The 11,858-nt window shown below is 35.7% G+C and carries 9 protein-coding genes; all 9 read right to left on the minus strand.

Going from position 1 to position 11,858, the window contains the following annotated elements; all coding sequences use genetic code 11:
- Window positions 1-359 precede the first annotated feature (359 nt).
- Entirely contained in the window at window positions 360-1,805 is a 1,446-nt protein-coding gene (locus A5821_RS05675; protein ID WP_086313610.1) for a catalase, read from the minus strand.
- Window positions 1,806-1,946: 141 nt separating this feature from the next.
- Window positions 1,947-2,993, minus strand: a complete 1,047-nt coding sequence (locus A5821_RS05680; RefSeq protein WP_086313611.1) for a lysylphosphatidylglycerol synthase transmembrane domain-containing protein — start codon at window positions 2,991-2,993, stop codon at window positions 1,947-1,949.
- Between the two features lie 30 nt (window positions 2,994-3,023).
- On the minus strand, window positions 3,024-3,302 hold the full coding sequence (locus A5821_RS05685) for a DUF1294 domain-containing protein (RefSeq protein ID WP_086313612.1): 279 nt from the start codon (window positions 3,300-3,302) through the stop codon (window positions 3,024-3,026).
- A gap of 84 nt (window positions 3,303-3,386) precedes the next feature.
- A complete protein-coding gene (locus A5821_RS05690) occupies window positions 3,387-4,295 on the minus strand; it encodes a diacylglycerol/lipid kinase family protein (protein WP_086313613.1) in 909 nt (302 codons plus the stop codon).
- Window positions 4,296-4,487: 192 nt separating this feature from the next.
- Entirely contained in the window at window positions 4,488-5,717 is a 1,230-nt protein-coding gene (gene pepT, locus A5821_RS05695; RefSeq protein ID WP_086313614.1) for a peptidase T, read from the minus strand.
- 22 nt (window positions 5,718-5,739) lie between these two features.
- Window positions 5,740-6,858, minus strand: a complete 1,119-nt coding sequence (locus tag A5821_RS05700; protein ID WP_086313615.1) for a Nif3-like dinuclear metal center hexameric protein — start codon at window positions 6,856-6,858, stop codon at window positions 5,740-5,742.
- A complete protein-coding gene (locus tag A5821_RS05705) occupies window positions 6,848-7,558 on the minus strand; it encodes a tRNA (adenine(22)-N(1))-methyltransferase (RefSeq protein ID WP_086313616.1) in 711 nt (236 codons plus the stop codon). The genes A5821_RS05700 and A5821_RS05705 overlap by 11 nt, the downstream gene beginning before the upstream one ends.
- A gap of 169 nt (window positions 7,559-7,727) precedes the next feature.
- Window positions 7,728-9,635: an endonuclease MutS2 gene (locus A5821_RS05710; protein ID WP_086313617.1), complete on the minus strand. Its 1,908-nt coding sequence runs from the start codon at window positions 9,633-9,635 to the stop codon at window positions 7,728-7,730.
- Window positions 9,636-9,964: 329 nt separating this feature from the next.
- Window positions 9,965-11,809: a glycoside hydrolase family 13 protein gene (locus tag A5821_RS05715; RefSeq protein WP_086313618.1), complete on the minus strand. Its 1,845-nt coding sequence runs from the start codon at window positions 11,807-11,809 to the stop codon at window positions 9,965-9,967.
- Between the last annotated feature and the right edge of the window lie 49 nt (window positions 11,810-11,858).

Below are 11,858 nucleotides of genomic sequence, written 5' to 3' on the forward strand. Positions count from 1 at the left end.
TCAATTCCGCCCATAGCAACAACTAGGTTATTCTCTGGTTTTATCAATTTTTTAACCTAGTCAATCTGATTGGCTACTCAGCTACCAATTTAGATAGTGTTCCATAATCAGTAAATGTCATATAATTCCCCTCAATTATTTTGAGAAGAGCCTTAAAACAGGAAAAACTCTATAAAATGATAAAGAACCATTTCATAGAGTTAAGTCATTGTATTCTATTTCTTAGACACTTTCCTACGCGAGTATCATCTCATAGGATCAAAGGGTCCGTTCAAAAGAACGTTTCAATCAAAAAGACTCCCTAGTATTTGCCTAAAGTAGAGCATACTATTTTATTAGCGACCGGTTTAAACAATTTTTTACTGCTGAATTTCTTCTATCGAAATATTCAAAGCTTTAGCCACTCTTGAACCATAGTCTTGATCTGCTTGATAAAATTGTTTGATTGCTAAAACCTGTATTTCCCGATTATCCACTTGACCTAAATTATTTTCGATGGTTTGGACTAAACGTTCTTTTTCAGCTTCTGGAATCAAACGATATAAATCACCTGCTTGGGAATAGTGGTCTGGACCATATTCATAAGTTCCTACCTGCCCTTTTACATCAAACGGTGTAATCGCTGCAGATTCGTCTTGGACTGGTCCACCTTGACTATTTGGTTCATAATTAACTGCCCCACCCGGATTATTTCCTTGCATGAAACCATCTCGTTCATAATTATTGACTTCATTGATTGGTTTATTAACAGGCAACTGATCATAATTAACCCCTAAACGATAACGTGCTGCATCTTTATAAGCAAATAATCTTCCTTGTAATAATTTGTCAGGTGACACTTCGATTCCTGGTACCAAGTTTGCTGGTGAAAAAGCAATTTCCTCCACATCAGTAAAATAGTTTTGAGGGTTTTCATTCAATGTCATTTTACCAACTTCAATCAACGGATAATCTTTTTGCGAAACGACTTTTGTTACATCGAATAAATCATATTTGTAGTTCAAGCCTTCTTCATAGGGAATAATTTGTACACAAAGTGTCCATGAAGGAAAATCGCCAGTTTCAATCGCTTGAAATAATTCATCCGTCAAATAATCGGTGTTTTCAGAAGCAATCTGCGCAGCCACATCGTCTGTTAGATTCTTTACACCCTGATTTGTTCTAAAATGATACTTCACCCAAAAAACGTCTCCTTGGTCATTGACCCATTTAAACGTATGACTGCCATATCCATGCATCGTACGATAGCTTGCAGGAATCCCACGATCTGCCATTAAAATCGTTACTTGATGGAGAGATTCAGGCGAATGAGACCAAAAATCCCATTGCATATAAGGATCACGTAAATGTGTTCTTGGGTCACGCTTTTGAGAATGGATAAAATCGGGAAACTTTAAAGCATCATTAACAAAAAATACCGGGGTGTTATTTCCGACAATATCATAATTTCCTTCTTCTGTATAAAACTTGACTGCAAACCCTCTGACATCTCGATAGGTATCGATGTAACCTGACTCACCGGCTACTTGGGAAAAACGAATCGCTACTCTCGTCTTTTTTCCTACGTCATTAAAAAGTCCAGCTTTTGTATAATTCCCCATATCATTCGTCAACTCAAACTCACCAAAAGCACCGGCTCCTTTAGCATGAACCACTCTTTCAGGAATTCTTTCGCGATTAAAATGAGCTAATTTTTCCAAAAGATGGATATCTTGAATCAATACTGGTCCCCTTTTGCCAGCTGTTTGCGAATGTTGATTATTGGCTACAGGTTGCCCTTCACTAGTGGTTAATTTTTTACTCATATTTTCCCCTCCTAGAAATATATTCTTTACATATCAATAGTAACTCTAACAAATTAATTATTCAAATAAAAAAACCGAACGAAACTTTATCTGTTTCGTTCGGTTCTGCTTCATTATAGAAAAAGTGAATGCTTCTTCCTTTTATTCATCCGTTACTTCTTTTTTCTCTTCTCTAACCGCATGGAGTTCTAATTTTATCTCTCGTCTTTTTTGAATCAAAACATAAACAAACCCAATCAAAAATGGTAAAACAAAGCTGCCAAAGCGGTACAACAATAAAGATGATACTGCATCAACAGTTCCCACTAAAGGTTTAAAGAGCAAAAGATAAACAAACTCAAACGGACCAATTCCTGCCGGTGTCGGAAATACACCGGACAAAATAACTGAAAAACTGGTAAAAGAAAGAACCAAAAGAAAATCGATAGTTGGATGGTTCTCAACCAACACCACATAAGGAATCACATACCAAAAAAGTAACTTCGCTACGTTCCAACCAAAAATCCGAAGCATCGCCGAACGGTCTTTTGTGATCGTTTGGACAGTTTCCCTCAAAGAATAAATCTGTAGGTTACATTTATCTACCCAATCTCGCAATCTTTTACGTTTAAAATGCTTATTTGTCCATTTAATTAAGATTACTTGGAGTTTGATACTACTCGAAAGAATCAACAATGAAAAAATAATCAGAAACGTTAATCCAACGCCCACTAAGATAAAAGGAATCATTTTTGGCGCTCGTTCATAAAATAAAGAAAATTGAAAAATCAACCCAAGTATTGATAGAAAAATAACAGCGACTTTATACATAATCATATGCAACGCTGTCACACCAACCCCTTGAGAAACAGCCATTCCTTTTTTCTTATAAAAATAAATTTCAGAAAGCAATGTCCCTGTTCCAAATGAAATCACACGATAAAAGGCAACATAACATGACGTAAAAAAACCATCTTTTGTTGTGAAATCTTTCTGAAAATAGGAAGCAATTTCTTTGATTGAACGTCCTTCTACAACCTGATACACGACACCTAACAAAATGACTAGGCCAACAACGATCCAACTCGTTTTCATTAATTGAGCAAATATATCACTAAGTGAATTATCCATCACATAGATGATTACTCCAATAAAAATTGCTAATAAACCAATATTCAGAAAAACTTTTGTTTTAGAATTGCTTTTCATGGTTTCTCCCCACTAAATTTGTATTCACGATTATTTTTGATAACTAAAACAAATAATTGCAATAGTCACAAGTGTACCAAAAATAAAGCAAAAATAAAAGCGTAATTTTCTCGTTTTATGATGAAATAATTGCTGTGCTAGTAAACCACCAACTCCCCCGCCAATCACTCCTATAAAAAGCAGATTGGATTCTGGTATCCTCCATTTTCTTCTTCTAGCCCGTTGTTTGTCTATATACATTGCAAAAAATTCAATCACATTTAGACTAAGTAAATACACCCACGGTAAATGCCTCAACAACTCTGTCATACTTTTTCCTCCAATATCATTCTCTTATTAGAATACCCTTAAAGAACAAGAACTGTAAAGGAAATTTAACAATCCAACAAAAAATCAGATCGAAGATTCTGGTACAAAAACTGTAAGGCCATGTTTGACGACTTTCATTTGAACTGGCAAATCTTCGCTTGGATCCCCATCAACGCGTGTTCCTACTTTTTTTTCGGATGTATTTTTAATACTTATTTCAGCTGCTGTCATATATTTTAATCCGGGAATTTCATAAACCTTGCCTAAAATAATTTTTGGTAGATAAAAGGCTAACTTGAAAAAGTTTAATTTTGGTAAGATCGTCAAATGAAACAATCCATCATCTGGTGAAGCTGAATCATCAAAATTGGTATACCCTCCAACAGAATTCGTCATCGTCACGGTTACTAATTGTGTTTTCCCTTGCCATTGCTCTTTATCGGTTTTGATCTCTAAACGATAGCGTTTTTTCTTAGCGAGTAATTTGAAAAAATTCTTCACAAAAATAAGTTTTCCATATTTTTGTTTATCTTCTTGGCTGATTCTTGCAGCAGTATCTGCTAAAATACCAATTGTCATTGTACTAATGATGACTTTTTTATTGATCATTCCATAATCGATTTTTCTTGTAACACCGCCTAAAATTATATCAGCAGCATCCTCAAACTTCATAGGAATTCCTAAGACTTTAGCCATATTATTCACTGTGCCGCCAGGCAATAAGCCTACTTTTAAGTGTGGTAATTCTTCTTTGAAATCTTCTACATTATGATTGATCGTTCCATCACCACCGATGAAAATCAAGGTATCAACATTTTCAGTTTTCGCTTTTTTAAGCGTTTTGCCGCTATCGCAATCAGGACCAACTTGTTCTAGTATAAAATTCGTGGATGTTTGACCATGATTTTTTGCATACTCTACAAACTGTTCCGCTAATTCTTTGCCCTTATCTTTACCTGATGTTTCATTAAAGAGAATCATTACATTTTCCATTTACGTTCCTCCTTATATAATGTATCAACGTTCCATCTTGTATTTCTCGACATCCATTGATTTTATTGACTCTACTTCAAAATAAACGGAGTAGAACTCATCTGATTTTAACAGAAAAACAGGAAGTAAGTCACTACTGTAACTTTACTCCCTCTTTTTAAATTTTACTATTATTAACACTAACTGCTAGTTTTATTTAGCATTCGATTCTGCAATTTTAACAATGACATCCGTCGCTTTTTCCATTGATTGCAAGGAAACAAATTCAAAACGTCCATGCATATTTTCACCACCAGCAAAAATATTCGGCGTTGGAATCCCTAGATAAGAAATTTTAGAACCATCTGTTCCGCCACGGACAGGTTCGATCAGAGGTTCGATATCTAGATCGATCATCGCATTTTTAGCTAATTCTATAATGCTCATATCTTTTTCAATCACTTCACCCATATTATAATATTGATCAAATAAATCGATTTGAACCCGCTCTTGATCAAACGGCTGATTGATTATTTCTTGAACTTTAAGAATCAGGGCTTTTCTAGCTTCAAATTTTTCGCGATCATGGTCACGGATGATATAAGTCATCTGAGCTTCTTCTGGTGTTCCACCCATTTGAGCTAAGTGGAAAAACCCTTCATAACCGTCTGTTTTCTCAGGTACTTCGTTTTGTGGTAATTGATTATGAAAATCGATCGCCAACTGCAATGCATTGATCATTGTATCTTTTGCTGTTCCAGGATGAACATTTTTTCCTTGGATCGTAACCTCTGCTTGCGCTGCGTTGAATGTTTCAAATTGTAATTCGCCAACTGGGCCGCCATCCATCGTATAAGCAAAATCAACGTTAAATTGCTCTACATCAAATTTATCAGCGCCTACACCGATTTCTTCATCAGGACCAAATGCAACACGAATCGTTCCATGTTTGATCGATGGGTTTTTGATCAGAATTTCCATTGCTGTCATGATTTCAGCGATTCCAGACTTATCATCCGCACCTAAAAGTGTTGTGCCGTCAGTTGTGATCAAGGTTTGATTTGCATAGTTTTTTAGATTAGGAAAATCTGTTGTATTTAATGTGAATTTTCCTTCTTTGTCTAATTTGATCGTTGATTCACCATCATAGTTTTCGATGATTTGCGGATTGACATCTACTGCATTAAAATCTGCTGTATCCATATGAGCAATAAATCCGATTGAGCGAACTTCTTTGTCTACATTACTTGGCAAAGTAGCAATCACAAAACCATTTGTTTCGTTATAAACCACATCACTCATACCGATTTCTTCCAATTCTTTTTTCAACGTTTGCGCAAAATCAACCTGTGTTTGTGTTGAAGGAGTCGTTTCACTTTTTGGATTTGAGCGTGTTTCTGTTTTTACATAGCGTAAAAAACGTGGTAATAAATTTTCATACATAGTTAAGTTCCTTCTTTCCACTTTATCTAAATTTAAACGGATTCGTATTTACTTCTGATTCGATAAACGTTATATCCCAATTATAATCTTTTTTCCATTGATTGAATAGTTCCACCAACTTCGGTTTGCATAATTGCTCGATATAATGACCAGGATCGATCACGGGTAAGCCTTCTGTCAGCATATCATGTCCTGTATGATAATAAACATCTCCTGTGATATAAACATCTGCCTGTTTTTTAATCACATCACGGAAGAATTTCTCACCACTACCACCACAGATTGCAACACGCTGAATCAGTTTATTCTCATCTTCTGCTATGATTCTTAAACCATCTAAATCAAATGTCTCTTTGATGGTAGACACGAAATCGTTTAAAGAAACTGCTTGTTCTAAATGACCCACTCGCCCTAAACCATATTCTTTAGTGATATTTTCGATCTGATATACATCATAAGCTGGTTCTTCATAGGGATGTGCTTCTAACATTGCTTGAATGACTTTTGCTTCGATTGTCTCTGGAAAAATCACTTCGATTTTTGCCTCTTGAACAGCTTCTTCTTTACCGATTGTACCAAGTGTTGGATTAGCACCAGCACCCGGCGTAAATCTTCCTGTCCCAATCAAAGAGTAACTTGTATTTGAATAATCACCTTGAAGGCCCGCACCTGCTTGTCCTAATACTTGACGCATATTCGCCGCACAATCGACAGGAACGAAAACAGCTAATTTTTTATAGCTAACCGTATGGGTTTTGGTTAAGTACGTCGTATCTTGAATTTCTAAAAGTTCACAAAACCAATCATTTAAACCATTTTCAATAATATCCATATTCGTATGTGCTGCAAAAACAGCAATATCGTGCTTTAGTAAATCCGCATACATCTTAGTTTGTAAATCATCTGTATCCAGACGTTTTACTGGCCTAAAAATAGGTGGGTGTTTTGCGATGATCAAGTCCACTTGTTTCTCGATTGCTTCTGCAACTACTTCTGGTCTAACATCTAATGTGACTAACACTCGATCTAGTTTTTTATTCAGTGTACCGATGTGTAATCCTACAGGATCGCCCGCTTCAGCCAACCATTGAGGACAATAGGCTTCAAAATGTTCAATAAATGTTTTACCCTCAAGACTCATTTGATAAAACCTCCTGAATTTCAATGATTTCTTTTTCTATTTGTTGCATTCTTACTTGCTGATCACCTGATGCTTTGGCTAATTGTGCTAAAATAGCCTCACGTTGTTTTACTTCCCCATGCCATTTTTTGTGAAAAATAGGGGACTGTTTTTTTAGCAAAATCGGTCCGAAAAGACGTTCTTTTTCTGAATAGGCAACTCTTGTCTCTTGTCTAGCAGCCACGATTATTTCATAGATTTTATTATTTTCTTCTAAAATATCTTCTTCAATAATTGTATACCCGTGAACAGTCAACCAATCACGTAACGGCTTTTCGCCAATATTTGGCTGTAAAACGAGGCGTTCATTTCCTTGAAGTCGTTGATTTGTCCAACCAGCGTCCAAAATATCACGGATTAAAACACCACCCATACCACAAATCGTGACTGCTGTGATTTTGTCGGTTTCCTCTATCGCATCTAAGCCATCTGCTAAACGAACCGTGATTTGATCAGTTAAACCATTTTTTCGCACTTGTTTTTGGGCCGCTTCATAAGGTCCTTTGACTACTTCTCCTGCCACCGCAAAATCAAGTTTCTTTTGTAAAACTAATGCTACTGGTAAATACGCATGGTCAGAACCGATATCTGCTAAACGGCTTTGTTCAGGGACTAATTCTCCCACACGAGCTAAACGTTTTGATAATTGATTTTCATTCATTCGTCATATTCCTCCGAAGCTATTATACCATTGAAAAATAGGGTTGAAAACTTTGAAAGAAGGAAATTATATGCAAGACTTTTTAATCAACTAAAATAACAAGGACATAAAAAAGCAGAACGATACGCTGTTTTTATGTCCTTGTAGTTACGCCACATTTCAGAATATCTTAGTGATGATTATTTTTTGATTGTCTTTCCTGCATTTCTTTTCTTAATTTTTTATGTGCCTTCTTTGATCCTCTTTCAAGATCTCGAATTTTCTTGCGGTCATGGTAATCTTCAAATAACGAATCTAGATCATAATTTGGCGGATATAATTCTTTTGCACTACGGTCTAGTTTTAATTGACGGTTATGCACTTTCACTTTTTTATTCTCCACAAAAATGATCACATCATCTGTCATTTCCATCGATTCATAGACCAAAGCAATTTGCTTTTTCTCCGTCCAAAATACTCTATCCCCTTTTTCATAGGTTGTAGAGCAGGTTTGCTCTTTTTGTTTTTTGAGTTTTGGTAGAGTTGTCTCTTTTTTTGTTGAATAGTTGCGGTTGTGTAAATAGTTTTGAGCACGAATAACGACTTGTTTATCTAAATTCATCTTATTGGCGATCCAAAACGCATTGCTTTCTCCAGTTTCCCCTAAGATCAGTTGATATTTTGGCGTTAAGTGTTCTGAATCAAAAGCCATTGCAGCAGTTAAAAAGTCGTCGTGTTGTTCAGAAAATCGTTTAATTTCACCATAATGAGTTGTCGTAATAATGATACTGCCTTTTTTATAGAAAGCTTCCATGATTGCAATTGCCAAGGCCGCTCCTTCATTCGGCTCAGTCCCACTGCCGATTTCATCTAGCAAAATCAAACTATTCTGTTTTGTTTTCGCTAAAATTTCAGAAATATTATGCATATGACCTGAAAAGGTGCTTAAGGCATTCTCAATACTTTGCTGATCTCCGATGTCAACGAAAATCTGATCGAAAATAGCAATGTTTGTACCTGCATCTGCAACGATTTGTACACCAAGCATCGTTTGCAGACAAATCAGACCCACTGTTTTTAATACCACTGTCTTTCCACCAGCATTTGGTCCAGTTATAGTCAAACCACGATAGTCTTTTCCTAGCGATAGATTTAAAGGAACAGCAGCTTCACCCAATAAAGTATGCTTCACATTGACAAATTCAAGGATTCCCTCCTGATTGATTTCAGGCTCGATACCATTGATTTCTCTGCTGTATTTCGCTTTCGCAAAGATCATATCAAATTGCGCAACCACTTCTAAGTTTGATTGAATCAAACTCATTTGTTCTGCAATCAGCCCTGTTAATGTAGATAAAATTTGATAGACTTCTGTCGCTTCTTCCATCTTCAATTGATATAATTTATCATTTAACTTCGTTACTGTTACAGGTTCAATAAAAACGGTTGTTCCTTTAGAAGAAGCTTCCACGATCGTTCCTGAAATTTGGTTTTTATACGTTGCTTTGATCGGCACTGTATAGCGATCATTTTTCTTAACGATAACTGCTTCTTGTATTTTAGGCTTATTTTGGGTATTTCGAAGAAATGAATTCAATTTTGATTCGATTTCTTTTTCGCATTCTTGAATGGCTCTACGAATTTTACGAAGCTCACGACTAGCATCATTCTCTACTTTATTATGACGAATGACCTGATAAATTTCGTCTTCAATGTTGGAAAACAGCTGTAACGATTCACTATATCTAGCTAAAAGCGGCGCAATAAATTCATTTTTTTTCATAAATGATTGAATTAAGCGGCTACTTCTAAGAAAGTCTGCATAGCTGACTAATTCACTCGGCTCTAAAACAAATCCTTTTTCCACTTGATTTGTCAGATGCTCTATGTTGTTTAGCCCCATAAAAGGAACATGCAAATTGGCTAAGAGCAGAGCTTTTGCTTCTGCTGTTTCTTGCAGGCGTTTTTTCACTATATCCAACTGACTGCTTGGACGCATATTCTTGATAAGTTCTTTTCCGTAAAAACTGATAGCATACGTCATTAGCTTTTCTTTGATTGTCGTAAATTGGGTTTTATTATAAGTATCTTGATTCATACGTATCTCCTTTTCATTTAAGAGATACCTATCTTTTTTGAATGGTCAAAGAGTTTTATAGCAAAACGATAACAAAAAAGGATGAAGTCTTCCCTTCATCCCTCAATAATCGATAAATAAAGATAGATATACATGATCTATCAGCTATTTTTTATGAGTTAAGATAGGTATCAACATAGGTATACTAAAGAAGCCCTCTAAAAAATGGACATTAATTCTTCAGCTATTCATTTCCTCTAGTTAGATACTTACACTCACAAAAACACCTCTATGGCTTTCTTTGATTCATTCATTTCTCGCTAAAAGTATACCTTGGTTTTTCGATATCGTCAATCAAAAGTTTCCATTTCGCCTGAAATAAAGACATGATCATAGGGGGCGATTTTCAGTTCTTCCAACATATTGCCGACTCTTTCCTCACTTAGTGGGCATTGTTTTGTAAAAATAAATTCAGATACATTGATTTGTTTTAGGTAATTCGTTGGATTTAAAATATAAAGTGCATACTCTTTTGCTGTCGTCCGCAAAATTCCAAACAAGTCCTTTGTATAAAAGGGATACACGTTACCGTACTTCAAAGCTGCGCTTTTTTTACGGATATCGATCCATTTTTTTATTTGCGTTTGGATGACCAACTCTTCACTTCCCCATGGAAAATATTTCCGATTTTCCGGATCTTTCCCTCCAGTCAGTCCCGCTTCATCTCCATAATAAAGACAAGGGATGCCTGGTAAAACAATCATTAGTGAAAAAGCGCTCAACATTTTTATTATATTTTCGTTCATCATCGTCAGCAGACGCTCAGTATCATGAGTCCCTAAATTATTCAGGTTATTCATAAAAATGTCTGATGGGTAATTTTCTTCAAGAATAGTCAGGTTTTTAGCACTTATTTCTGTTGTAGTTTCTTCTCTTAACAGCGATAAGATAATTGTGCGAAGGGGATAATTCATCACACCATGCAATGCGTCGCCTAATATATATTGACGTCTTTGATTGTAAGCAATTTTATTCGAGGCATCTTCCCACACTTCGCCAAGTAAAATTTTTTCAGTGTACTGCTCTAAATTTTGCCGTATACCTTGAATAAAAAAATCAGGCAGTTCGTCAGCAACATCCAATCGCCAACCATCTATACCAAAGCTATTCCATTTTGCTAAGACACTATTTGTTTTACCATAAATAAATTCTTGAAACTCTCGATTTTCCTTATTTACCTGCGGCAAATCAGCGATCCCCCACCATGATTCATATGACTTAGGATAATCTATAAAAGTAAACCAAGAATAATACAGACTCTCCGAATTTCTATACGCACCAGTTTTGGTACCGTAACTACCATCGTAATTAAAGTAACGACTATTTTTTCCTACATGATTAAAAACACCATCTAAAATTAGATACATATCATGTTCATGCAGCGTATCCACCAATTGCTTAAAGATAACTTCATCTCCTAACATACCATCGATCATTAAATAATCGGCGGTATCATAGCGGTGATTACTAACAGATTCAAAAATAGGATTTAAATAGATCGCATTCACTCCTAATTCCTTTAAATAGGGAATTTTTTGGATAATCCCTAACAAGTTTCCACCTTGAAAATCCCAACGAGCGATTTCTCCAGCCTCGTTTTTTACATACATCGGTTCATCACTATGATTGCCATAGATAAAAGAGTTCTTCTTTGGCTGACTAATTTGTCCATGAGGATTTCCATTATGAAAACGATCAGGAAAAATTTGGTAAAATACAGCCTCACGATACCACGTCGGTGCTTTTTCTGCTGTTGAAAAACAAGTCAGTTGATACGGAATCAACTGCATGTCTTCTCTGTATACTTGACCGATACCACCATGTTCTTTTGTTGCCCCATAAAAAAAGGTTTCAAGCTGATTCTCATCATTTCTCGTTTGAATCATAAAATGATAATAATAAAGACCCTTTCCTTGGCTAAGCAAATAAGAACAGTGATAACGTCCATTCTGGTCCGATTCCATCAAATATTGCTCTACTCCTTGATCTCCATCTTCTTTACGAATAACAAAATAAAGAGCAGCGATTTTCATATTAGGACAATCAATGGAAATTTCGACAGATTTTCCTGCTTTGATTGCTCCAAATGGCCGTTTATATTGTTCCAACCACGAATTATAATAAAACTCAGTCATATGATTCTCCTATTCAGGATCTAGATTTTTAATAGGCTTGATTTACCAT

This window comes from Enterococcus sp. 7F3_DIV0205 (assembly GCF_002141365.2).
Classification (GTDB): Bacteria; Bacillota; Bacilli; order Lactobacillales; family Enterococcaceae; genus Enterococcus_L; species Enterococcus_L palustris.